This is a genomic window from Spongiimicrobium sp. 3-5 (assembly GCF_046557915.1).
GTDB lineage: Bacteria > Bacteroidota > Bacteroidia > Flavobacteriales > Flavobacteriaceae > JBHEBG01.
Genome location: NZ_JBHEBG010000001.1, coordinates 259,632 through 283,805, shown reverse-complemented (window position 1 = coordinate 283,805; position 24,174 = coordinate 259,632). Strand labels below are relative to the sequence as shown.

The following is a 24,174-nucleotide window of genomic DNA, read 5'->3' as shown; positions in this document are numbered from 1 at the left end:
CATCGGGATTGGAAAGGGTTTTTGTATTTTGTACTACCTAACACGAAATGTAGTTTGAAGTTAACTCTGAAAAATTGCAAACCCCGATTTGCAAAATAGCAGGCATCAATAGAAATGTACCCTAAAATATATCTATATAAGCGGATAAAGGATGCAAAAATCTTGATCGACAGAAATTATTCCAATAAATTAGATCTAGATCATATTGCAAAAAAGGTTCATTTATCCAAATACCATTTTCTGCGTTTATTTAAAGAAGCCTACGGTATAACACCACACAAGTATCTTATCAGTAAACGGCTGGAAGCCGCCGAAAAAATGCTCTTAACAGACCTTCCAATTTTCAGAATTTGTAATGAGGTGGGATTTGAAAGCGTGCATTCGTTTTCTAACCTTTTTAAGCGGTACAGGGGAAAATCGCCAAGTAATTATAGAAAGTCGTTACGGAAAGACTGAAAAGCAATTTTCGATAAATCCAAAACGCCCCAAATTTTTACTTTAGCCGTATGTTATCCAAATTTGGAAAACTATGCAAATAGCAAAAAAGATAATCCTAGTACTTACAATATTATTGGGCGTAGCAACCGGTTTGTTTAAAATAACACAGCAGCCAGAAGATATCGAACTTTTTAAAGTTTTGGGCTTTAATGCACTGGTTACAACTTTACTTGGAATCTTACAATTAATGGGCGCCCTTCTACTGATTCTGGCAAGGACCAGAGAAATAGGGGCTTGGACCTTGGTCTTAACCTTTGCCATAGCATCAATGGCGGTATTTGCAAACGAGATGTACGTATTCGGATTTATATCTCTGCTGTTTATTGCAATGGCTTATTTTGTACTTTGTTCTGAAAAAAATCTAAAGTAGTATTAACTATAAACTTTATTCCAATGGCCTATTACGTTATTACTAGAACCCATTTAAAGGATTTGTCCGTTAAAAAGAAAGTGTTGGAAATGTCAAAAGTTTCAGCGGAAATATTCAAAAAACAACCTGGTCTCGTTGAGATGAAATCGCTATATGCGGAGAATGATACACACATCGCGACTTATCTCGTATGGGAAGATCAACAATCACATCTAAATTGCATGCAAAGCAAGGACTTTACGGAGGTAACTGTTCAGTGGACAGAATTTATGCAGCAAGATAAAATTACATTTGAACTGGAAACCTATACCTTGATGGGCTGATTCATTTGATACCGATTTGTTGCGCAAACAAGCCAGTTTTAACACTTATTTGTTTCCTATAATATCTTCTATTATTTTAAGATGATGCCGCGTATGTAATTCTAAAAAACGTTTGGCCTGCCTTTTGTTTAATTGATTAAAATAAGGATGCTTAAAGTTTGCATTGTCATCCAAAGCGGCAAATGATTCCAATTTTAATTGGACCACTCGCAGTTGTTCATTGATATCCTCAGTTTCAATAGTGTCCGGAGGAAGTGTATGTCTGGGAGATTTGGCAATTCCCCTGGGAAGATAACCGAAGGTGTAACAAAATATTCTAGAGGCATTAAAATTACTCTTGTACACCTTGGGATCTGACGTGGCAAGGGCATTACAAATACTATTTATCACCTTAAGGCTATGGTCCAAATGCCAAGCTACAGGCACTTTGGAAACTTTTGGATTAAAGCTATCCCTATTTGCAATATGCAGCTGTAACTCCTGCAAATACGGCTTTAGAAAGTCTGTATAATTAAAGGAATCTTGTTTATACATAATTAATGCGAATATAATACAGTATACTAAAAATGGCCCCTATGACCTTTTTTATGTTTAAGGTATTGATTTTTTATGATTTTGGGATATGGAATTTATAATCTCTCATAGGCCCAAGGGTTTAAGGGATATGCGTTAAACAAAAAGCCCATGCTAAACTGCACGGGCTTTTTGTTTATTTGTGGTTTTCCTTAGAAAACCAAACGGTTGCTATTAATACCTATAGTACTCTGGCTTATACGGACCTTCTACAGAAACACCGATATATTCGGCCTGATCTGGTCTTAAAGTTTCCAATTCCGCACCTAGGCGTGCAAGGTGTAATTTGGCTACTTTTTCATCCAAATGCTTGGGTAACATATAGACATCATTTTCATAATTATCGCTATTTTTCCATAATTCTATCTGGGCCAAGGTCTGATTGGTAAAGGAGTTACTCATAACAAAACTTGGATGGCCGGTAGCACAACCAAGGTTTACCAAGCGCCCTTCCGCCAAAATGATCAAATCTTTACCATCTATCGTGTACTTATCCACTTGTGGTTTAATTTCATCTTTGGTATTCCCATAGTTGTCATTTAACCAAGCCATATCAATTTCATTATCGAAGTGACCTATGTTACAAACAATAGCTTTGTCCTTTAAAGCGCGGAAATGCTGAGACTGGATAATATCTTTGTTCCCTGTTGTGGTAATAACAACATCGGCTTTACCAATAACAGTATCCAATTTTTTCACTTCAAAACCGTCCATAGTGGCTTGTAGTGCACAAATAGGGTCTATTTCAGTAACTGTTACTATGGAACCTGCACCTCTAAAAGAAGCAGCAGTACCTTTTCCTACATCACCATACCCGGCTACAACAACCTGTTTTCCGGCTAACATAGTGTCCGTAGCCCTTCTAATGGCATCTACAGCACTTTCTCGGCAACCATATTTGTTATCAAACTTGGACTTGGTAACAGAATCGTTTACGTTAATAGCAGGCATAGGAAGTGTGCCATTTTTTACCCTTTCATAAAGGCGGTGTACACCTGTAGTGGTTTCTTCGGAGAGTCCTTTTATATCAGCTGCCAATTCTGGATACCTGTCCAAGACCATATTGGTTAAATCCCCTCCGTCATCAAGAATCATATTCAAAGGCGCGCGTTCTTCTCCAAAAAACAAGGTTTGCTCTATACACCAATCAAACTCTTCTTCCGTCATTCCCTTCCAAGCGTAAACTGGGATACCAGCTGCTGCGATAGCGGCGGCGGCGTGGTCCTGAGTAGAAAAAATGTTACAGGAACTCCAAGTAACATCCGCACCCAACGCTACCAACGTCTCAATTAAAACAGCAGTTTGGATGGTCATATGAAGGCATCCGGCAATACGAGTTCCCTTTAAGGGTTGCTCTTCTTTATACTCTTCGCGGAGTGACATCAGTCCAGGCATTTCCGCTTGTGCCAACTCAATTTCTTTTCTTCCCCAGTCAGCAAGGGAAATATCCTTCACCTTGTAGGGTACATAGGAAACAGTTTTAATGCTCATATCTTTTTTATCTTTACATTAGTTAAACAGCAATTGTGCTATCAAAAGATCGCTACAAAGGTAATAAATCCTTAAATTATGTCATGCCTATTTACAAAACAATAAAAGTAAATCCTTCGGTGTCGGTGTATCTTTGGAAAATAACCGAATCAGAAACCGAACTTTCCAAGGGAATTGTCTTAACACCTCACTGTCAATCGCGTATGGAGGGGATGAAATCCGAATTACATCGTAGGGGTTTCCTTAGCGTACGCCATTTACTGGCCAAAGCCGGTTATGAAGATTGCGACATGTTCTATGACGATGCAGGGAAACCCCATTTAAAGGATGGCAAAAACATTTCCATTACGCACTCCTTTTATTTTACCGGTATTATTGTTAGCGATAGTGATGAGGTAGGTATAGATATAGAGATGCGACGAGATAAGATTTTAAGGATAGCACACAGATTTACGCCTATAGAAGAATACCGTACTTTGGCTAATACCGATGCCATCATAAGAAAATTGACCATAGTATGGGGTGCCAAGGAATCGCTCTATAAGATTTATGCCACCCACGGCCTAAGTTTCTTACATCATATTGATATTCGCAACTTTTCTCTGTCCGACGGTAAAACCGTAGGTGAAATTCTATACAATGGGCGAACATCGTTATACGATATTTCATTTTTTGAAATAGAAGACTTTACGTGTACATATGCCATTGAAAGAAATGGTAAATAGATTTCTTGCTTTTTAGCGGCTTTAGCAATTTAGAAGGTATATTTTTGTGTTTAAATTTAATATCACTAACAGATATCTCTGATGAACATTTCCGTAGAACTTACCTTAACCCCCTTGCAAGACTCTTTTGAAGATCAAATTATAGCGTTCATTCTAAAACTTAGGGAGTCTGGGCTTACCGTTTTGGAAAACCCCCTGAGTACGCAGGTTTATGGGGAATACGACCAAGTAATGAAAATACTGAACAAGGAGATAAAAACGGCATTTGAGTTAATGGACAAGGGACTTCTCTATATGAAAATCGTAAAATCCGACAGAAGCGATTATGAGCCACATTTTTGATTGGATCTTTGCCCAATACCAGGAAACCCCAACCCATTTGGTGATATTGGAAATGATTGGGGTGGTTTTTGGATTTTTAAGCGTTTGGTACTCCAAGCGAGAAAACATTTTGGTATTTCCAACAGGTATTATTAATACTGCAATTTTTGTATACATTCTTCTGGTATTTGGTCTTTTGGGAGATATGTTGATAAATGCCTATTATTTTGTAATGAGCGTTTTCGGATGGTATGTCTGGACACGAAAGGTTGATGATACCCATTTTATTCCGATTACCACCACCACATCTAAAGAGAAAAACGGATCCGCAATATTATTTGTCTGTACCGTTGTCTTTGTTTGGGGCGTTTATCTGGTTTTTGATAAATTCGACAGTTGGACTGCCTACGTAGATACTTTTACAACTGCCATTTTTTTTGTTGGCATGTGGCTTATGGCCAAAAAGAAACTCGAAAATTGGATCTATTGGATCATTGGAGACGTAATATCCGTGCCACTATATCTCTACAAAGGCCTTATATTTACCTCACTGCAATTTTTTTTGTTCACAATCATAGCTATCTACGGATATAAAGCATGGAAGAAAAGCTTAAACAAGAGCCCGCAGACCTTATTAAGGTAGTATTGTTTGGCCCAGAGTCTACCGGTAAGACTACCTTGTCAGAACAGTTGGCGAGGCATTATAACACCGTATGGGTGCCAGAATATGCAAGAGAGTATCTACAGAACAAATGGAACAATGAACGCAAAACCTGTGAGCCCGAAGATTTGCTTCCCATAGCTGTTGGACAAATGCAATTGGAAAACAGTCTTACAAAAAAAGCAACGGATATATTGGTATGCGATACCGATCTTTTGGAGACAAAGGTATACTCCGAAGCTTATTACGTTGGTCATTGCGACCCTATTTTGGAAAAATTTGCCTTGGAAAACACCTATGACATTTACTTTTTAACTTATATAGATGTTCCTTGGGTACAAGACGATTTAAGGGACAAACCCAAGGAACGCGAGCGTATGTTTGCGTATTTCAAGGAGACTTTGGAAAAATATAAGCGGAATTTTGTTATTTTGAAAGGAAACAAGTCCATTCGATTACAAACCGCCATCCAGCACATTGATAAACTACTTGAAAAATGAGCAACTTTTCCGAGAACGATTTAAAACAAATTTTGAAAAAAGGGATAGAAGAGACTAAAATTCTAGACCAGATAGAAACTTTTAAGGAAGGAATTCCCTTTGTTAGATTAGAAGCAGCGGCAATAGTATCGCACGGAATTTCCAAGTTTTCCAAAGAAGAAGAAGCACAGTTGATTCACAAGTTTGAGGGTCGAAAAAAGGGATCTTCCTTGTTGAAGTTTGTTCCGGCCTCAGGGGCCGCCTCAAGAATGTTCAAGTCCTTGTTCAATTTTTTGGAAACATTTGATCCTAAGAAAGATACCTTGGCTTCCTATTTGAAATCTCCTAGCAATAAGGATATGAAGGTTTTTTTTGATGGATGGAGCAACTTTCCCTTTTATGAGAGCATAAAATCGAGAATTGAGGGTAAAGCCCATACCAAGGAGGAAGAGGCCTATTTCTTCGTTGAGGAAATGTTACTGTCCGAAGGCCTTAATTATGGATTTTACCCCAAAGGATTATTACCCTTTCATAGTTATGGGTCCTATGCATCTACCCCCTTTGAAGAACACCTAAAGGAAGGGGCTAAATATGCCAATGCTGCAGATGATGCCCATCTTCATTTTACAATATCGGAACAACACAGCGCTTTGTTCAAGTTAGAGTTCGAATCGATAAAAGAACGTGTTTCCAAGGAAACCAAGACCAACTTTCATGTAACGTACTCCTATCAAAAACCCGCTACGGATACCATAGCCGTTACCTTAGAGAACGAACCTTTTAGAAATTCTGATGGCTCTTTGTTGTTTAGACCCGGGGGTCATGGTGCCTTAATAGAAAATCTTAATGAACAGTTTGCCGATATAATTTTCATAAAGAATATAGACAACGTGGTGGTACCCAGATTTGCAAACAAAGTAGCCAATAGTAAAAAAGTGCTTGCCGGCCTACTTTTAAAAGTTCAGGCAACAGCGTTTCGTTATGCCAAGATGCTAGATAATGAAAGCATGTCCGCAGAGCAACTCAATAATATGAAACGGTTTTTGGAAGATGAACTTAACGCTAGGTTGTCCGAAAGTTTTTCTAGTTTCAGTATAGAAGAGCAGATAAGGATACTAAAAGACAAATTAAACCGGCCCATCCGTATTTGTGGAATGGTAAAGAATGAAGGTGAACCGGGAGGCGGTCCATTTTGGATACGCGATCGCAGTAATCACCTATCCTTGCAAATAGTGGAGTCTGCCCAAGTAGATATGTCAGATACAGAACAACTTAATATTTTTAAGAATTCTACGCACTTTAATCCTGTGGACATCGTTTGTGGTATAAAAAATCATAAAGGCGAGAAATACAATTTACTAAATTTTGTAGATGTTAAGCAAGGGTTTATTACACAGAAGACCAAGGAAGGCAGAGACCTTAAAGCGTTAGAATTACCTGGTCTATGGAATGGGGGTATGGCACACTGGAATACCATTTTTGTGGAAGTACCTATAGCTACCTTTAATCCGGTGAAGACAGTAAACGATTTGTTAAAGCCAGCACACCAAAAAAAGTAAGCGGCTTGTCTTAAAAGTGTGTAATTCTTACACGTTATCCTATGTACTTACACAGATTTACCCGTGCCGAGATATATCAATTACATTTTAAAACATTGATTATCAATGTATTATATTGATTTTTCCACTTCTCTTTAGTTGGCACTGTTTTTACTTTAATAAGTTATAATAAGTAAAAGTTTAACTTAAAAGAGCACAAGATGAAAAAATCACTGGTTGTAATGGCATTGACACTAGGAAGTATCGCAACAGTTTTGGCGAGCACCCCAAATTTAAATTATGAAACTCAAAACCTTGAAGTCTTTCAGGACTTTTCGGAAATTGGAATAGAACAATTGCCAGCACCCATAACGGAGGCTTTAGCAAAAGATCATCCAGGTGCTACAATTGCCAAAGCTTATGTAAATGGCGAATCACAATATAAATTGGAGATTACAAAGGAAGATGGTTCTATTGCAGAACTGTTTGCCGATGCAGAAGGGAATTGGTTAGAAATGTAAACAGATATTAACTATAGCGTTAATTAGTTTTTGGTTAGTTTGGTTTGAAAAGCCTCGATATTGGTATCGAGGCTTTTTTTGTGATAAGGGCCATAAGCGTTTATATTTTACACAGTTTTTTATAGGCTTACCCACAATTACACAACCCATAATATAGGGTCTAAAATTTAATTATTTGATTATCATACGGTTATACTTAAAATGAAGTTGTTGTCGGTTTTGGTATCATATTTTCAGTAGATAAAACAAGTTTAAAACAATAATTATAAAATAGAAAAGATGAAAAAATTAATTTTTGCAGCAGCATTTTCACTAGTAGGTTTAACGGCTTTCGCACAAGAAGCTGATGAGAGTCAGGCAGATGCAACAGAGGTTGTAGTTGCTCAGGACGATTTCGCTGAAATAGCGACAAGTGAATTACCAGAGGCGGTGGCCACGGCCGTAACAAAGAATTACCCAACAGCGACCATTAACAAGGCGTATGTTAATGAAGCTCAACAATACAAATTAGAGGTGTCCTTAGAAGATGGCACATCTGGAACCTTATATGCAGATGCAGAAGGTAATTGGATTGAAAAGTAGTATTAACTTGAGTTATTTGTTTTGTATCAAGTTGGTTTGGTTAGAAAGGGGTTGTCTTTGTACAACCCCTTTCTTTTATGATTTTTTTTAAAGAGATTAAAGCTTTCTTGGGTTATTTTTACGTAGATACCTAAAGTAAGAAAGTTTTATGCCCAAAATCTTGATTATTGAGGATGATGCTGCTTTTTGTCAAATGCTACAAAAGTTTTTGACCAAGCAGGGTTATGAAGTACAGGCCAGCTTTAATGCTGACAGTGCCAAGAAAATATTTAATGAAACTACCTTTGATCTGGTACTTACCGATCTAAGACTTCCTAACTACGATGGCATTCAGTTGCTCACAGAAATTAAGGATACTTCCCCAACTACCAATGTAATTGTAATGACCGGTTATGCCGAGGTTGGTACCGCGGTGGACGCAATGAAAAAGGGGGCTTATGACTACATTTCCAAACCATTTACCCCAGAGGAGATATTAATGGTGATAACCAGTTCCTTAAACCCCAAAGAAAATACCCGGGCCGCGGATACCGCGTTTCATAACTTAGGAGCATCTACCCAAAAAGTTATGGGTTTAAGCGATGCCTCCAAAAAACTTAGTGAGTATATAAGTTTGGTTGCCCCAACCAATATGTCCGTATTAATTTCTGGCGAAAGCGGTACCGGAAAAGAAGTTACCGCCAAGGCAATTCATGATACCAGTAAAAGAAATGGCCATAATTTTGTTGCTGTTGATTGTGGGGCGGTTCCAAAAGAAATAGCGGCCAGCGAATTTTTTGGTCATATAAAAGGAAGTTTTACCGGGGCAATTGAAGATAAAATAGGTCATTTTGAAGCTGCCAATGGAGGTACCCTATTTTTGGACGAAATAGGAAACCTTACCTATGAAAACCAGGTACAACTTCTAAGGGCTATTCAGGAACGAAAGATTAAAAGAGTGGGCAGTACAAAAGAGATCCACGTTGATGTACGTATCATTGCTGCCACCAACGAAGATCTATTGGATGCTGTTGATAGGGGAAGCTTCCGAGAAGACCTGTATCACAGGTTAAATGAATTCTTCATAGAGATACCGTCCTTAAAAGAAAGGTCGGATGACCTTACATTGTTCGCAGATCTTTTTCTTAAAAAGGCCAATGAAAGTTTAAACAAAAATGTTTTGGGCTTTTCGGACCAGGTCTTGGAATACTTTAATCAGTACAATTGGCCAGGAAATCTTAGAGAACTAAAGAATGTCATTAAAAGGGCAGTCTTGCTTACAAGCAACGATTTTATAGCGTTAGATGCACTTCCAAAAGAAATTACCTCGGGCAGTGCACAAAAAACTATGGGAGAGGATTTTTCAAAAGCCGCTTATGAGAAAGACCAAATTCTAAAGGCTCTTAAAAAGACCAATTTTAATAAATCTAAAGCTGCCAAGCTATTGCAGGTAACAAGAAAAACGCTCTACAACAGAATTAATCACTATAACTTGGACTTCTAGAGAGGTAGGCATTCATCGCCAGAATTAAAGCGGTAACCCTATGTTTTAGTGCAGTAAAATCTGTCTTTAACTTTTTGGGATCCGCACTGATGGCATCTAGTTGCTCTAAAGTTTCCAACATAGGAACAATTTCGTTGGCTTCCAACTGTCGTAACATAGGTAACATACGATGTGCAATGGCCTTAACTTCTTTGTAATTACCTACAACAATAGACTCGTTAAGTGCATCCATATTCTTCGTTGTATCCGCTATAAGAGTATGCAGAACATCATGCAAAGCCTCCCTATCCGTACCCAGAAAAGAGGATATAGATCTAAGGTTAAACAAACTACTATTACTTTGTTCGTCAACGCTTGGTTGCACTACGGATGTATGTAAAACAACCTTTGGAAAAAGATGGCCTAGCTTCTGCACAAATGCGGCCCGGGTAAAAGGTTTTTGAAGCACTCCAGAAAATCCGGAAGATAAATACACCTCTTGCTCCAAATCCTTTCTGCCTGTCATAGCAATTACGGGTTGATCAGTATAATGATGGTATTTGCCAGATTTTAACGCCTCCAGTACTTTAAAACCATCGGTGGAGGGCATTTGAATATCAGTTAGAACAACATCATACGACAACTTCATGGAATGGGTAATGATATTAAAATCATTGAAGATATGCGCGGATAATTGTAAACTTTGACAAACTTCCTTCAAAAGTTGTAGCATGCCGGGATCGTCATCTAGGATTAAGATAGAAAGGTCCTTTAAGGAGTAAGTACTTGTTCTTTTAGGAGTTTTCAGAGGCTTGTCAGAAAACTTCAAGGGCAAAGTTAAAGAGAATACACTTCCCTTTTGTTCTTCGCTCTCAACACTAATTGACCCACCCAATAGATTGGCAAGTTTTTTGGAGATGGTGAGGCCTAGGCCATACCCGCCATATTGGCGTTCCGTATTATCGCCTGCCTGCGTAAACTCGTTAAAAATATGCTCTTGTTTTTCTTTTTTAATCCCAATACCGCTGTCAATTACGCGTATTACAACAATGTCCTTACCGTGTGCATCTACTTTTTGTTGCGCTTTTATTTTGATAAACCCTTCATGGGTAAACTTATACGCGTTAGCAAGGAGATTGGTCAATATTTGGCGTACTCTTAAAGGGTCGCCCAATATGGCATGATCTAGTTGAGGATCAATATTAATGATAAGATCCAGCTTTTTTTGTCGGTGAATAGCTTCAAGATTTTCGGCCGTATCCTGTAGGAGTTCGGAAAGTTTAAATGCCGTTTTTTCAGTTTTGATCTTCCCAGCTTCCAGTTTGGAAAAATCCAACAGGTCGTTCATAAGCCTATCCACGTAGAGCGATGCCGATCTAACTTTGTCCAAATAACCAATCTGTGTGTTTGTAAGCGATGTATTTTCCATGAGCTCTGCATAGCCGGTAATAGAATTTAAGGGGGTACGTAGATCGTGGCCTACGGTAGAGATCAATTGTTCCCTACTTTTTAAGAGCGATTCCGAATATTTTTTCTCCTTTTCCAGCTTTTGGCGGTATGTCTGTACCCTCCAATAGTCCCTAGTTATCAGAAAAGTAAAGAATGCAACGATTACGAACCCCAACAAAGCGGCAAACCCGGCCAAACGGATACTTCTTCTAAAAGCGGTTTGTCTTTTGAGGTTGTCATTGTATGTATTGATCATGATCTCTCCTTCAAAAGCGGTGATAATACCCCGTAGTTGTTGGGAGAGTTCCATGTCGTTTTGGTTAAGGGCGGTCTCCTTCCTAGCCAAGGATTTTTGTGTTTTAGTGTCGCTGGCTTTCGCCTTATCCAATATGGACTTGGAAGCGGAAAGTACCGAATCTATTTTATTTACCTCCGACATGTCCGAGGTATTGTCCGGGATGTTCTGGTTTAAATAGGCTACCCAATCCTCTAGAATTTTACGCTTATAAGGCTCTAATTTGTCAGGATCCTTATTAAAGTTTTCAATGGTAAGTTTTCCAAAAGAAGCTTCCATTTTGTTTAATTCTTCCAAGGCATCGTCTATGGAACTACCGGGTGCAGTCTTTATTTTAAGGTCTAAAAGTTGGTTGCCATTGCTTACTTTTTCCTTGAGCAATATGCCCACGCTATCCAATAACCGTATCTGTTGTTCACTTCCCGTAAGTTGTTTAAGAATTTCTATTTGCTCCAAAACCGAATCAATTTTTCGGGAATAAGCCCTAAAATTTCTCTTGGTCTTGGTCTGTAACGCTAATTTGGATAGGCTTTCGGCCTCATAAAGCTCTGTGAGCAACGATCCTGTCCTCAATAATTTGGCATCGTTTTCCTCGGAAACCTTTGTGGATAAAAAAACACGTATTTCAGAAAAAATAAAGAACCCCACCACCAATGCCAGACAACCCAATACAAGGTAGCTGAACATTATCCTAAGTGTAAATTTGTTTTTGGTCTTGTTCATTATAGGTATTGCAATAAGGGGGCTTACTATATCTACGTAGTCGATGGCCCTAGGGTTTATTTGATAAGGTTAATTATTTATTACATTTTGTTATGAAATAAGAAAGTGGCGCGGTAACTTTGCGCCATCTCAAAGGGGTGCTTGCTTAAAAGCGGGCTGAGATTATACCCAATGAACCTGGGCGGGTAATGCTGCCAAGGGATGACGCAAGTCACCATTAGGAATTTCCAACGTTTCCGAGGAAACAAAAAATCAAGTTTAACAAGAATAATAGCCCCTTTTATTCGTAGATAATCTTTACGAATGAAAACTATATTCAAAAAAATGGCTCTTTTTGGCCTAACTGCGGGCGCGGTAAACGCCCAAGAACAACCCAATGATTCTTTAGTGGGTAAAAAGATTGTACTGGATGAGGTACTGGTATCCGCTGTGCGTGTCACCAAGACATCACCAGTTACCTTTACCGATGTAAAAAAGGAACAGATTCAATCTCGTAACCTAGGACAGGATATTCCTGTGCTCCTTAATTTTTTGCCATCCGTGGTTTCTACCTCCGATGCTGGTGCAGGTGTAGGTTATACAGGAATCCGAGTAAGGGGAAGCGACGCCACCAGGGTAAATGTAACCATCAATGGTATTCCTTATAACGATGCCGAATCACATGGCACTTTTTGGGTTAATATGCCCGATTTTGCATCTTCTACCGAAAGCTTGCAGCTGCAACGTGGGGTTGGGACCTCTACAAACGGAACAGCTGCTTTTGGGGCCAGTTTAAATCTTTTGACCACCAAAGTAGAACAAGAACCATTTGGGGAGATTTCTTCTTCAGTAGGGAGTTTTAATACCCTTAGGAATAACATTAGGTTTAGTTCTGGGTTGTTGAACGACCATATTGAGATTTCCGGACGATTGTCCAGAATAACCTCGGATGGTTATATAGACAGGGCTTCTTCGGAACTAGACTCCTATTTCTTACAGGGTTCCTATGTGGACGACAATACATTGATAAAGGCCTTATTATTTGGGGGACATGAGGTTACATATCAATCTTGGTTTGGAGTAGATGCCGAGGTGCTTGCGGCCGATAGAACCTTTAACCCGGCAGGGATATATACCGACGAGAACGGAAACACGCAATTTCATGATAATCAGGTAGATAATTACAAGCAAGACCATTTTCAGTTGCATTGGAACGAACAGGTATCCGATACCTGGAGCACCAATATTGCATTACACTATACCCATGGACGAGGGTTTTTTGAGCAATTTAGGGAAGATGATGACTTTGGCACCTATGGTTTTGAACCATTAAACGTAAATGGCGAGCTGGTAAATACTACCGACGTCATAAGGAGGCGCTGGTTAGACAATGATTTCTACGGTACTACGTTTTCTGGCAACTATACGGATAGCATGGTAGATTTAATTTTTGGTGGAGGATGGAACAAATATGAAGGAGACCATTTTGGAGAAATAGTCTGGGCCAGATTTGCCGGGGATTCCAATATAAGGGACAGGTATTACGAGGATAATTCCACAAAGACCGATCTTAACCTTTTTACCAAGGCCAATTACAAATTAGACAAGCATTGGAGTATATATGGTGATCTACAATACAGAACAGTAGGATATAGGGCAAATGGGGAAGATACAGGCTTGGTAGATGATACCTTTAACTTCTTTAATCCTAAGGCTGGTATTACTTATGATATGAATACCAACAATAATTTCTACTTTTCTTTTGCCATAGCCAACAGGGAACCCAACCGAAACGACTATGAAAATGGAAACCCAAAGCCCGAAAAGTTAAACGATTTTGAGCTTGGTTGGCGCTATGTAACGCCCAATGTACAAGTAAATACAAACCTATATTATATGGGGTACAAAGATCAGTTGGTACTCACCGGAGAGCTCAACGATGTTGGTGCTCCGTTACGAGCCAATGTGGGAGATAGTTATCGTCTGGGGCTAGAAGTAGATGCTAACCTAAATTTGGGAGATCATTTTAAAATACAACCTAACATAGCGCTAAGCACCAACAAGAATAAAGATTTCTTGTTTCAGCGCGATGGGGTCTTGGAGAATCTGGGAGATACAAATATTTCGTTTTCCCCTAACGTAATTGTTGGCAATATGTTTACCTATATGCCAAAAGAAAATCTTCAACTTTCGGTATTGACCAAATATGTTGGAAAACAATATATGGGCAATATAGATGCCGAAAGTTCGGTTTTGGATGCATATTCCCAGACCGATTTCAACGTACAATATGTAATCACCACCGATTCCTTTATTAGAAGCATTACGCTATCTGGTTTAATCAACAATGTGTTTAATTCGCTCTATGAATCCAATGGCTTCTTCTTCACATTTGATGAGGCTTCCGGTACCGGAGACATCACCACTGTTGAAGGAGCGGGTTTTTATCCGCAGGCGGGTACCAATTTCCTTATGGGGGCCACCTTAAGGTTTTAACAGGTTACCACAAATGATGCACTTCTGGTTTTATAAGTGTTCCGTAAATACGATCTACGGCTTTTTGTTGCTCTTCGGTCAAAGAAATATGATCAGAGGCCAGCACATTGGATTTCAAATGATCTAATTTGGATGCACCCGGAATTATACATCCAACTTCATCAAAATCTAGTATCCAGCGCAAGGCAATGGGTGCTAGGTTTTGGCTGTTGGGAAAGATAGTCCTTAGCTGTTCCACAGCTTGCAAGCCTACATCATAAGGCACTCCGGAAAAGGTTTCGCCTTTATCGAACCCTGCGCCATCCCTATTAAAAAAACGATGGTCTTGTTTATCAAAAATGGTATCCTTGGTAAATTTTCCGCTAAGCAATCCGCTAGCCAGGGGAACCCTAACAATTATTCCTACATCCCTGTTTTGTGCTTCTTGGAAAAATAGTTCACAAGGTCGCTGCCGAAACATATTAAAAATGATCTGCACGGTCGTAACATTTGGGAACGCTATCCCTTTTAGAGCTTCTTCCACCTTCTCCACACTAATACCCAAATTTGCAATCTTTCCTTCGTCCTTTAGACGATCAAAGAGTTCAAATATTTCCGGGCGGTAATATACTTCAGTAGGTGGGCAATGCAGTTGAATAAGGTCTAACCGTTCTAAGCCGGTATTTCTAAGACTGTCCTCAACAAATGTACGAAGTACCTTTGGGGTGTAATTCTCATTGATGTGGGGATTAATTTGTCTCCCGCACTTAGTGGCAAGATAAACGTTCTCTTTTCTACTTCTAATAACCCTGCCAACGGCTGCCTCACTGGCACCGGCTTCATATACATCGGCTGTATCTATAAAGTTGATACCGCTATCTATGGCCTCGTTGAGTATTTTTTCGGCAGTATTATCATCAAATCCTGAACCCCAAGTGCCACCTACCTGCCAGGTGCCCAAAGATACTTCCGAAACGTTAAAACCAGTTTTTCCAAGCCGTCTATAATTCATGCTTAATGTATTTAAAAGAATTTGGTTTGATCAATCTTAGTTGGAAATGGTAACCACGTTTCCACTAATAGTGGCACGGTATTCCAACATATCATAAAAACGGCCTTCCCCTTCGGGTTTGTTTAGGAGTTGGCCCGTAAATAAGCTGTACTCATAATCTTCACAGGAACAGATGGCCGTTTGCCCACTTAGTTCCGTTGTAGAACAAGAATTTGGGGCATGGTTTGGGCAACTTGCCTCAAAGACCCTAAATTGGTTGAAACCTATATTTATTACAAAGGCGCCTCGGGTGCCTACCCCTACATTGTCCACGTAAATTGCGTTGCCGGTATTGGTAAGCGGGCTATATTCTGGAAGATTTAAATTAAGGTCAAAACGAAAACCGATTTCTTGTAGAAAGGGGTTTCTTTCTGATCGATCACCGTTGCAGGAAAAGATCAAAACAATAAAAATGAAACCCAATAAATGCCGCATAAACCCTTTGTATTTAAGAAGATGTTAGACAAAAGTGAACAAAAAATATGTATATTTGCGTTAAATCCTCGCTAAAAAACCTATGCTACGCATGGTCCAAGTAGGGGATTTTCCTATTTATTAAACGATGACGATATGAGTAACGTATCTTACTATACGGCGGAGGGGTTAAAAAATTTACGGGAAGAGCTAAACCAGCTTAAGGATGTAGAACGCCCAAAAGCGTCACAAGCTATTGCAGAGGCCAGGGATAAGGGAGATTTGTCCGAAAACGCGGAATACGATGCGGCCAAGGAGGCCCAAGGTCTATTAGAGTTGAAAATTTCCAAATTAGAGGAAACATTGGCCAATGCAAGACTAATAGACGAATCTCAATTAGATACTTCAAAGGTGCTTGTTTTATCTACCGTAAAGCTTAGGAACCAAACAAATGGTATGGAAATGTCATATACTTTGGTGGCCGAAAGCGAGGCCGATCTTAAATCCGGGAAAATATCTGTGACTTCACCTATAGGTAAAGGACTTTTGGGGAAAGAAGTTGGCGATGTGGCAGAGATAAAAGTACCGAATGGGGTACTGAAATTCGATATTTTGAAGATTACTAGGTCTTAGAAACACTTAAATCTTTATATTTAGTCCTGTCAAACTTTGACAGGATTTTTTGTATCAGCCTAAACCAAACCACTATGGCAAGCATATTCACCAAAATTATAAATGGGGAAATCCCCTGTTATAAAATAGCCGAGGACGAGGAAAATTTTGCGTTTTTGGATATTAACCCAAATGCCAAAGGACATACCCTATGTGTTTCAAAAAAAGAAGTGGATAAAATTTTGGATTTGGACCAAAGCGCTTATTTGGGCTTAATGGCCTTTGCAAGAAAAGTAGGCAAAGCCATTGAAGCAACGGTAGATTGCAAACGGGTTGGTATAACGGTTATTGGTTTGGAAGTTCCCCATGTGCACGTTCATCTAATTCCTTTGAACGATATGAAGGATGCAAGCTTTCAGCATAAGGTATCCCTTAGTGCGGACGAGTTTAAGGAGATTGCGGAAAAAATAAGGACTAAAATTGAATAACCCCCTCCAAATAAAGATATGCACTACTTGCTACTAGAGCTATTAGCAACAGTACCAGCGCATAGAAAAGCGGTTTAAATTTTAGTGATTTTTTTTCGGGATGGGCCATCTTCTGATAATAATCAAAAACACGCTCAATGTCCTGGGTCCAATTTACCGGATAGATGGTAGAGCTACATTTTTTGCAAGTAATGGCGTTGGATACTTCCCCGGTAGTTCTATGGAATAGCCGACTATATTTATGCTTTTGATAGAAAGTGAGCTTCAATTCTTGGTTAAAGCATTCGGGGCAGTTGTTGGTAAGGTCAGCTTCTTTTATTACCTCTAATTTTTCCTTGGACATAACTACGTATTTACCTTTAGGGATATTTGCATTACAGTGCCCCCTTTGTTGGAAGAAAGCACTTTTATTTTACCATCATGGTATTCTTCAACAATCCTTTTTACCAAAGACAATCCTAATCCCCATCCCCTCTTCTTAGAGGTGAAACCCGGATTAAAAATCGTTTGGAAATCGCTCTTTGGAATTCCATGGCCCGTATCGGATACCGTAATATTTACGTAATTTCCGCTAGGATTGATCTCGATGGCAATATTTCCTTTACCACGCATGGCATCAATTCCATTTTTCACCAAGTTTTCAATGGTCCAATTGTATAAGGACGGATTTAATAGAACAGGTAACTCATCGACCTTGGAATCAAAGGAAAAGCTAACCAACTTGGAACTTCTTAGCTTAAGATATTCATATGCTTGATGCGTTTCCCCAACAATATCTCGACTGTCCAATTTTGGGGAAGACCCTATTTTAGAAAAACGTTCCGTAATGGTCTCTAAACGCGAAATGTCTTTTTCTATCTCCTTTGTAATTTCCGGATTGATCTTTTCACTCTTTAGCAATTCGTTCCAACCTAGTAAAGATGTTAACGGGGTACCTATCTGATGTGCAGTTTCCTTGGCCATCCCAGCCCAGAGTTTATTCTGTTCAGAAGCCTTATTTGTCTTGAAGAAAAAGAATATGACCGCACCAAACAAGAAAATAATAAGTAGCAAGGCAATGGGATAATATTTTAGTTTGTTCAACACCTCGGAATTTCCGTAATAGAGCGTAGCCAAATGCTCTCCGTTATAGTCTATGGAAACCGGAGTATTCTCTGCCCCAAATCTTTTGATCCTTTTTCTTAGAAAAACAGTATCCTCTGGGGTATTATCTGGCATGTTGTTTATTTTAATGGAACCATCCTTGTTTACCAATATCATTGGTGTAGAGGTGTTGTTCTGAAAAATCTTTACATGGAGGTTACCCAAATCCCGATCTTCTGAAGATTGTAACAGTTCTGATTGTGCAGTGGCCCAAATCTCCATTTTAAGGCGCTCCTCTTCCTTAAATTTTTTAAAAAAACTGTTGGTGTTCCATAAGATTAGACTAACAATAATGAAAGAAGACACCAAGAGAATGATGTTGGCCGTTTTCTTTTTGGGATTAATTACCATCCTAACCGTTTATTATGTCTAAATATAGCGCAAATTGATAAAACATAGCGCATTTGGAGCTCTCCTTATTATTTCAAATAGTATACAATTTACGTACCTTTGTACCTTATGGCCAAAATGATTTCCATTCTTCCTTCAGAGGTTTCCACTGCACAGTTGCACGGCTATCTTTTGGGGGCTATAGCACCTAGACCCATAGCTTTTGCGAGTACTATGGATGAGCATGGAAGACCCAATTTGTCTCCCTTCAGCTTTTTTAATGTTTTTAGTGCAAATCCGCCAGTGATGATCTTTTCGCCAGCGCGAAGAGTACGAAATAACACGGTAAAACATAGCTTGGAAAATGTACTAAAGACCAAGGAGGTAGTAATAAATGTGGTAAATTATGACATTGTACAGCAGATGTCCTTGGCAAGCACAGAATATGCAAAAGGGGAGAACGAATTTATAAAGGCCGGGCTTACCATGTTGAAGTCAGATATGGTTAAACCACATAGGGTTGCAGAATCACCGGTACAGTTTGAATGCAAGGTCACAAAAGTAGAAGCCCTGGGGAAAGAAGGAGGTGCCGGCAATCTTATTTTTTCAGAAGTGTTAAAAATTCATGTTTCCGAATCGGTACTAAACTCAAAAGGGGCAATAGATCAGTATAAAATAGATTTGGTTGCGCGTATGGGAGGTAATTGGTACAGTAGAGCCAATAAAGGCATGTTCGAAGTTCCAAAACCTTTAACCTCAAAAGGAATAGGCGTGGAGAGTATTCCCGCAAATATTAGGCTTAGCAAAGTGCTTACAGGAAATGATCTGGGCATGCTCGGAAATGTGGAAAGCATACCTTCTTTAGAGGAAATAAAGAAATTTGTAATGTCTTCAGTGGCCATAAAGACAGTCGTAAGCGCGGATGATGAAGAACAATTACATAGATTGGCACAAGAATATTTACTTAATAATGAAGTACTCTCCGCTTGGAAAGTACTGTTAGCAAATACATAGAAAATGGAAGTACAAGGTAAAATTAAATTAATTGATGAAACTAAAACCTATGGAAACAATGGTTTTAGAAAACGTGAAGTGGTGATTACAACCGAAGAACAATACCCGCAACATATTATGGTAGAATTTGTTCAGGATAAATGTGATCTTTTAAATAGCTATAGCGAAGGACAAGACGTAAAGATAAGTATCAACCTAAGAGGCAGGGAATGGACAAATGCCCAGGGAGAAACCAAATATTTCAACTCAATTCAGGGGTGGCGTATAGAGAGCCTACAAACCGAAGCAGGAGCAGATAATATTCCTCCGGTACCACCAATGGAAGCTTTTGAACCGGCCGACAATCTAAATGAAGAAGATCATGATGATCTTCCATTTTAGTTAGATTGTACATCTTCGTTTAACAGAACTGTTTATATAAAGGATTGGTTGTGTTCATTTGACTAAAGTTTTAGCTCCATAACAGTTATAAAAAAGGGGACTATCAAAAAAATAATAAAAAGAGCAACGCTATGTTCTTTTTAAGCGAAAAATTAGAATTTCCGCCGGTAGAAGAAGCCAATATGGAAGGTTTGTTGGCCGTTGGAGGTGATTTGTCTCCAGAACGTCTTCTATTGGCCTATAGAAATGGCATTTTTCCATGGTTTAGTGAAGATACCCTAATTCTTTGGTGGAGCCCAGACCCTAGAATGGTACTCTTTCCGGAAAAGATCAGGATATCCAAGAGTATGCGGAAGATACTGGCAAGCAATCGGTTTAAGCTGACTAAAAACCAAAAATTTGAGGAAGTACTTTTGCAGTGCGCCAACATAGCTAGGGACGGGCAAGAAGGTACATGGATAACCACCGAAATGCAATTCGCCTACAAGAGATTGCACCGGCAAGGCTATGCCGTATCCTATGAGGTATGGGAGAATAGCAACTTGGTCGGTGGTTTGTATGGTGTAGATCTTGGAAATGTGTTTTGTGGAGAGAGTATGTTCAGCAAAACCAGTAATGCCTCTAAATTTGCTTTAATCAAATTAGCTGGGGAACTACAAAAAAACGGCTATAAATTCATAGACTGTCAGTTACATACCAAACATTTGGAAAGCCTTGGAGCCGAAGAGATTCCTAGGACGCAATTTGTGAAATTACTAAAGGGAAAAAATTAGGGAGGAAAGAACAAAGAGCGTGTTTTCCGTATTCTTGGTATAGTCTTCAAACCGATATTCCAATCCGGTCTGAAGTTTTGTTTTTTTGGCTAATAACCATCCCAGATTTATGGTAATCCGCTGATCGTACATGGGAGCGTTAGACCGTGCCAGGCTTAGGAGGCTTTCAATTGCTCCAACCAAATATGGCTCTCCTATATCTAATTTCTCTCCCTGCAATGGCGTATCCAATGCGAAACGATAGCGAAATCTGTGCATGGTGAGGGAAGATGTAATTCGCTGTTCTACCCTAAATCTATGCCCCAGTCTAACATTACCCCATTTATGCACAACGTTAAACTGCTGGGTAAGTCTTAGTTCATTTTGTTTTTCATCTTCAAAAATTGCTCGGAATCTATATTGAATTCCAAATCCGAAACTCTTGTTATCGCTTGTTTTGAAAGTTGAGAAATGAGCTAGGTCAATCTGTCTTGCCTCCAATCGAACGGTTTCGCTTTTGTATATATAATTGCGTTGGCTAACAGAAAAATTGTGAGAATAATCATCGGTTAGCTTATAATTAAGCGCTATTTGCGGTTGCCAGTATCCTGTAAAATGTTCTTGGGCCCTTAAAAAAGATAAGTTTAACAATATAAATATAAAGACCCCCTTTTTAATATAGGACATGATCATAATTTGCAGGAAGCGACTTTCGGATTTTTATAAAATTCCCAGAGGCGTCAAAAAGGACCTCGAAAAGCTCAAAATTTTTCCGCTTTTTTCCGGCTACGATGATTTCGTAATTCAGCGAAGGAATCAAAAGGTTTTGAAATGCATTTCTTAAAGTTTCCTCAGAGGTTTGATGACCCGAGGTGGTGTATTGCTGTTGTATTTTTCGAACTTTGGTCTTTTTAAAGTTCTTGTTGAGGTATGCTTTTATGTTTGCCCAACTTTCATTGGGTAAATCAATCTCGCTTATCGTTATTTCTACATCCTCTAGGTTCCCATTTTCATCAAACTCCACACTATAATGCAACCGATCTTTTTTAAATTTTACCTCAAAGCTGGTTTTGGCACTATCAAGTTCCCTATAAAACCTCACTCGTTTTGCTCCTTCTAGCTTAGCCTCCACAAATGCCAAGGCATTCTTGGGAAACTGTTTCTTAAGGATACGATGTTCCCTTTCGTATTTGTTTTGTGCAAAAACACCAAAGCTTATGAAAAGAAAGAGTATTAAAAATAGACTATACTTCATCATACCTAAAACAATTTACCTCATGATCATTCACCATACCGGTAGCTTGCATAAGTGCATATACCACCGTACTACCCACAAATTTAAAGCCTCTTTTTTTAAGATCTTTGCTTAAAATATCCGATAACTCAGTTTTGGCAGGGGCATCCTTATAATGCAGCAGGGAGTTTTTTACGGGGGTACTATTAACAAACCCCCAAATGTACTTACTGAAACTACCAAATTCTTGTTGTACCACTAAAAAAGCCTGCGCATTGGAAACTGTTGCCCTAACCTTTAGTTTATTCCTTACAATGCCTGCGTTTTGCAATAATTCTTGAATTTTGGGTTCGTTGTACGTTGCAATTTTGTTGTAATCAAAATTGTCGAAAGCGTTTCTAAAATTCTCGCGTTTCCTAAGTATGGTAATCCAACTTAACCCTGCCTGAAAGGTTTCCAATACCAAAAATTCGAACAACATCTGTTCATCTCTCACTGGCACGCCCCACTCCAGGTCGTGATAAGATTCGTAGAGTTCGTCACCAACACACCAGCCACATCTATGTTTTTCCATAATAGTTTGCCCCCTAGGTTAAGTTATTAAAATTAATGGCAACATCAATTATCGTTTATAAGTGTCTTGGGTTAAAATTAAAAAACGAAACCTTTGGGCAATAAAATTTGGGAGCTATTTTTTAAAAAGTTTGAATAATAAACAAATAAAGAGGCATCCCCAAGGTAATGTTGAAGGGGAAGGTAATTGCCAAGGCCATGGGAATGTATAAACTTGGATTTGCTTTGGGGACTGCCAACTGCATGGCCGCAGGAACCGCAATATAGGAAGCGCTTGCCGCCAGTATGGCAAAAAGGAACCGGTTGCCCAGTCCGTCTATAAAAGTACCACTCACAACGGCCACCAAACATCCATTTATTATGGGAACTATTATAGCGAACAAGAAGGCGAACCAACCTTTTTTAAGAAAGGTAGAAAGTTTTTTACCGCTGGTTATACCCATGTCCAAAAGGAATACGGCCAAAAACCCCTTAAAAATGTCCGTAGTGAAGGGTTGAATACCCCTTGCCTGTTGCTCGCTGGCCATAAACCCGATGATTAAACTTCCCAGAATAAGCAATACGCTGCCATTGGTTAGTGAATGTCTAAACACGCCATTTAAAGCTACACCTTCTTTTTTTTTGTTTTTGGTAAAAAAAGCAATCAATAGCACGCCTATGATGATCGATGGCGCTTCCATCAGTGCCATTACCGCTACCATATGCCCGCCAAAGTCTATTTGTTCCATTTCTAGAAACGAAACCGCCGTAACAAAGGTTACAGCACTTACAGAGCCGTATGTAGCAGCAATTGCCCCCGAATTCTCCACGGTAAACTTTCTTCTTAAAATGAAATAGGTGTATACGGGTACCAGCAGTGCAAGCACAATTCCTAGTACAAGCGACCAAAGTATTTCCATGTTTAGGTTGCTATGGGCCAACTCTTGTCCTCCCTTGAAACCAATGGAAAATAAAAGGTACAAGGAGATAAATTTTGATGAATTTGAAGGTATTTCCAAATCGCTTTTTAGTTGAACGGCGATTATTCCAAGAAAGAAAAAAAGAAGGGCAGGGTTGGTAAGATTGTCAATTAATAAATGTAGATCCATTTAAAGGTTTAGTACGGTTTTTGTTATTTTTCAAAGTAATTTCTATGTTGCTATCTATTTCAATCTCAAAACCTTGATCCCTTGCAATTACCACTAGTTCCGTAACCATTTTTTTAGCTTTTGTCAATTCGGTTATACGCTGTTCAGAACGTTCTTGGTCTTCGGTACTGCCTTTTTTAAGGTTCAATGATTGTATGGTATGAAATTTTATTTTGTCATTGATCAATGATAATATTACATCGGCGGCGTCCGCTGGTTCAAAAGCACCCTTTACCAATTTTATGCTTTTGGCCATGAACGCCGTTCCAATGTTTTTCTGCTTCTGCACCGTGGCTTTATTGCCAAGTATCAATTTCCGCGCCCTAAGCAGTAACTTCTTCATCATTTTATGCCATCCGTTATTGCTTAAGATCATTGTTTCCCAACGTCCTTACCAGAAGTATGCAGGAAAGTATGGATCCGGACACCAAAAGTTTGTCCATAAACATATTGTTGTTTAAGTAGCTGAAGAGCATAATTATTGCAAATATTAGTAAGCCTAGGCTTTGGTAAAACTGTAATTTTGATCGAAACATATTTTGTTTTTAAAGATGATTTTTTAGTGTAGTGGGTTTAAAAGACACTCGATA

General features: G+C 39.0%; 29 protein-coding genes. 17 read left to right on the top strand and 12 right to left on the bottom strand.

From position 1 onward, the window contains the following. Positions 1–114: 114 nt before the first annotated feature. The 3 genes from ACEQ81_RS01355 to ACEQ81_RS01345 all read left to right on the top strand — a co-directional run bounded on the left by ACEQ81_RS01355 (position 115) and on the right by ACEQ81_RS01345 (position 1,191). Positions 115–456, top strand: a complete 342-nt coding sequence (locus ACEQ81_RS01355; RefSeq protein WP_411029047.1) for a helix-turn-helix domain-containing protein — start codon at positions 115–117, stop codon at positions 454–456. Positions 457–529: 73 nt separating this feature from the next. Continuing rightward, positions 530–868 (top strand): DoxX family protein, encoded by a 339-nt coding sequence (locus tag ACEQ81_RS01350; RefSeq protein ID WP_411029046.1) that lies wholly within the window; start codon positions 530–532, stop codon positions 866–868. 23 nt (positions 869–891) lie between these two features. Next, positions 892–1,191: a hypothetical protein gene (locus ACEQ81_RS01345; RefSeq protein WP_411029045.1), complete on the top strand. Its 300-nt coding sequence runs from the start codon at positions 892–894 to the stop codon at positions 1,189–1,191. 45 nt (positions 1,192–1,236) lie between these two features. Here ACEQ81_RS01345 and ACEQ81_RS01340 read toward each other — a convergent pair whose 3' ends face one another. Then, a complete protein-coding gene (locus ACEQ81_RS01340; protein ID WP_411029044.1) occupies positions 1,237–1,725 on the bottom strand; it encodes a DUF1569 domain-containing protein in 489 nt (162 codons plus the stop codon). A gap of 213 nt (positions 1,726–1,938) precedes the next feature. Further along, positions 1,939–3,255 carry an adenosylhomocysteinase gene (gene ahcY, locus ACEQ81_RS01335; protein WP_411029043.1) on the bottom strand — a complete coding sequence of 439 codons (1,317 nt, stop codon included), beginning with the start codon at positions 3,253–3,255 and terminating at the stop codon, positions 1,939–1,941. 83 nt (positions 3,256–3,338) lie between these two features. Here ahcY and ACEQ81_RS01330 point away from each other — a divergent pair, with 83 nt between their 5' ends. The 8 genes from ACEQ81_RS01330 (at position 3,339) to ACEQ81_RS01295 (ending at position 9,565) form a co-directional block, all read left to right on the top strand. After that, complete coding sequence (locus ACEQ81_RS01330; RefSeq protein WP_411029042.1) at positions 3,339–3,980, top strand: 4'-phosphopantetheinyl transferase family protein; 642 nt, start codon at positions 3,339–3,341, stop codon at positions 3,978–3,980. An 81-nt stretch (positions 3,981–4,061) separates the two neighbouring features. Continuing rightward, entirely contained in the window at positions 4,062–4,322 is a 261-nt protein-coding gene (locus tag ACEQ81_RS01325; RefSeq protein WP_411029041.1) for a thiamine-binding protein, read from the top strand. Beyond that, positions 4,306–4,944, top strand: a complete 639-nt coding sequence (gene pnuC, locus ACEQ81_RS01320; RefSeq protein ID WP_411029040.1) for a nicotinamide riboside transporter PnuC — start codon at positions 4,306–4,308, stop codon at positions 4,942–4,944. The genes ACEQ81_RS01325 and pnuC overlap by 17 nt, the downstream gene beginning before the upstream one ends. Beyond that, positions 4,899–5,462 carry an AAA family ATPase gene (locus ACEQ81_RS01315; RefSeq protein ID WP_411029039.1) on the top strand — a complete coding sequence of 188 codons (564 nt, stop codon included), beginning with the start codon at positions 4,899–4,901 and terminating at the stop codon, positions 5,460–5,462. Before pnuC ends, ACEQ81_RS01315 begins: the two co-directional genes overlap by 46 nt. Next, positions 5,459–7,000 (top strand): DUF4301 family protein, encoded by a 1,542-nt coding sequence (locus ACEQ81_RS01310; protein ID WP_411029038.1) that lies wholly within the window; start codon positions 5,459–5,461, stop codon positions 6,998–7,000. The genes ACEQ81_RS01315 and ACEQ81_RS01310 overlap by 4 nt, the downstream gene beginning before the upstream one ends. Positions 7,001–7,200: 200 nt before the next feature. Beyond that, the gene (locus ACEQ81_RS01305) at positions 7,201–7,500 is read left to right on the top strand and encodes a hypothetical protein (protein WP_411029037.1); all 300 of its coding nucleotides are present in this window, start codon (positions 7,201–7,203) and stop codon (positions 7,498–7,500) included. 279 nt (positions 7,501–7,779) lie between these two features. Beyond that, a complete protein-coding gene (locus tag ACEQ81_RS01300) occupies positions 7,780–8,082 on the top strand; it encodes a hypothetical protein (protein WP_411029036.1) in 303 nt (100 codons plus the stop codon). 148 nt (positions 8,083–8,230) lie between these two features. Beyond that, positions 8,231–9,565 (top strand): sigma-54-dependent transcriptional regulator, encoded by a 1,335-nt coding sequence (locus ACEQ81_RS01295; RefSeq protein ID WP_411029035.1) that lies wholly within the window; start codon positions 8,231–8,233, stop codon positions 9,563–9,565. Here ACEQ81_RS01295 and ACEQ81_RS01290 read toward each other — a convergent pair. Next, complete coding sequence (locus ACEQ81_RS01290; RefSeq protein WP_411029034.1) at positions 9,540–12,011, bottom strand: hybrid sensor histidine kinase/response regulator; 2,472 nt, start codon at positions 12,009–12,011, stop codon at positions 9,540–9,542. The two genes, ACEQ81_RS01295 and ACEQ81_RS01290, sit on opposite strands and share 26 nt — an antisense overlap. Before the next feature lie 303 nt (positions 12,012–12,314). Between ACEQ81_RS01290 and ACEQ81_RS01285 the strand changes: the two genes are divergently transcribed. After that, on the top strand, positions 12,315–14,486 hold the full coding sequence (locus tag ACEQ81_RS01285) for a TonB-dependent receptor (protein WP_411029033.1): 2,172 nt from the start codon (positions 12,315–12,317) through the stop codon (positions 14,484–14,486). Positions 14,487–14,490: 4 nt separating this feature from the next. Here the strand turns inward: ACEQ81_RS01285 and ACEQ81_RS01280 are convergent, their stop codons facing one another. Continuing rightward, entirely contained in the window at positions 14,491–15,477 is a 987-nt protein-coding gene (locus ACEQ81_RS01280; RefSeq protein WP_411029032.1) for an aldo/keto reductase, read from the bottom strand. A gap of 36 nt (positions 15,478–15,513) precedes the next feature. Continuing rightward, positions 15,514–15,951: a hypothetical protein gene (locus ACEQ81_RS01275; RefSeq protein WP_411029031.1), complete on the bottom strand. Its 438-nt coding sequence runs from the start codon at positions 15,949–15,951 to the stop codon at positions 15,514–15,516. A gap of 135 nt (positions 15,952–16,086) precedes the next feature. Between ACEQ81_RS01275 and greA the strand changes: the two genes are divergently transcribed. Further along, positions 16,087–16,563, top strand: a complete 477-nt coding sequence (gene greA / locus ACEQ81_RS01270) for a transcription elongation factor GreA (protein ID WP_411029030.1) — start codon at positions 16,087–16,089, stop codon at positions 16,561–16,563. A gap of 74 nt (positions 16,564–16,637) precedes the next feature. After that, positions 16,638–17,030, top strand: coding sequence for an HIT family protein (locus tag ACEQ81_RS01265; protein ID WP_411029029.1), 393 nt, complete (start codon positions 16,638–16,640; stop codon positions 17,028–17,030). On the opposite strand, the gene ACEQ81_RS01260 is transcribed toward ACEQ81_RS01265, so the two are convergent. Beyond that, complete coding sequence (locus tag ACEQ81_RS01260; RefSeq protein WP_411029028.1) at positions 17,017–17,373, bottom strand: hypothetical protein; 357 nt, start codon at positions 17,371–17,373, stop codon at positions 17,017–17,019. The two genes, ACEQ81_RS01265 and ACEQ81_RS01260, sit on opposite strands and share 14 nt — an antisense overlap. Positions 17,374–17,375: 2 nt before the next feature. Then, entirely contained in the window at positions 17,376–18,524 is a 1,149-nt protein-coding gene (locus tag ACEQ81_RS01255; protein WP_411029027.1) for a sensor histidine kinase, read from the bottom strand. A gap of 117 nt (positions 18,525–18,641) precedes the next feature. Between ACEQ81_RS01255 and ACEQ81_RS01250 the strand changes: the two genes are divergently transcribed. From ACEQ81_RS01250 to aat, 3 genes are all read left to right on the top strand, one after another. After that, positions 18,642–19,517, top strand: coding sequence for a flavin reductase family protein (locus ACEQ81_RS01250; protein ID WP_411030355.1), 876 nt, complete (start codon positions 18,642–18,644; stop codon positions 19,515–19,517). Positions 19,518–19,520: 3 nt separating this feature from the next. Further along, positions 19,521–19,898, top strand: a complete 378-nt coding sequence (locus tag ACEQ81_RS01245; RefSeq protein ID WP_411029026.1) for a DUF3127 domain-containing protein — start codon at positions 19,521–19,523, stop codon at positions 19,896–19,898. Positions 19,899–20,029: 131 nt separating this feature from the next. Beyond that, the gene (gene aat / locus ACEQ81_RS01240; RefSeq protein ID WP_411029025.1) at positions 20,030–20,671 is read left to right on the top strand and encodes a leucyl/phenylalanyl-tRNA--protein transferase; all 642 of its coding nucleotides are present in this window, start codon (positions 20,030–20,032) and stop codon (positions 20,669–20,671) included. On the opposite strand, the gene ACEQ81_RS01235 is transcribed toward aat, so the two are convergent. From ACEQ81_RS01235 to ACEQ81_RS01215, 5 genes are all read right to left on the bottom strand, one after another. After that, the gene (locus ACEQ81_RS01235) at positions 20,654–21,337 is read right to left on the bottom strand and encodes a DUF2490 domain-containing protein (RefSeq protein WP_411029024.1); all 684 of its coding nucleotides are present in this window, start codon (positions 21,335–21,337) and stop codon (positions 20,654–20,656) included. The two genes, aat and ACEQ81_RS01235, sit on opposite strands and share 18 nt — an antisense overlap. Then, positions 21,324–21,908 (bottom strand): hypothetical protein, encoded by a 585-nt coding sequence (locus ACEQ81_RS01230; protein ID WP_411029023.1) that lies wholly within the window; start codon positions 21,906–21,908, stop codon positions 21,324–21,326. The genes ACEQ81_RS01235 and ACEQ81_RS01230 overlap by 14 nt, the downstream gene beginning before the upstream one ends. After that, positions 21,895–22,458, bottom strand: a complete 564-nt coding sequence (locus tag ACEQ81_RS01225) for a DNA-3-methyladenine glycosylase I (RefSeq protein WP_411029022.1) — start codon at positions 22,456–22,458, stop codon at positions 21,895–21,897. The genes ACEQ81_RS01230 and ACEQ81_RS01225 overlap by 14 nt, the downstream gene beginning before the upstream one ends. A 121-nt stretch (positions 22,459–22,579) precedes the next feature. Beyond that, positions 22,580–23,545 (bottom strand): sodium-dependent bicarbonate transport family permease, encoded by a 966-nt coding sequence (locus tag ACEQ81_RS01220; protein ID WP_411029021.1) that lies wholly within the window; start codon positions 23,543–23,545, stop codon positions 22,580–22,582. Next, entirely contained in the window at positions 23,523–23,930 is a 408-nt protein-coding gene (locus tag ACEQ81_RS01215; RefSeq protein WP_411029020.1) for a hypothetical protein, read from the bottom strand. Before ACEQ81_RS01215 ends, ACEQ81_RS01220 begins: the two co-directional genes overlap by 23 nt. Positions 23,931–24,174 lie beyond the last annotated feature (244 nt).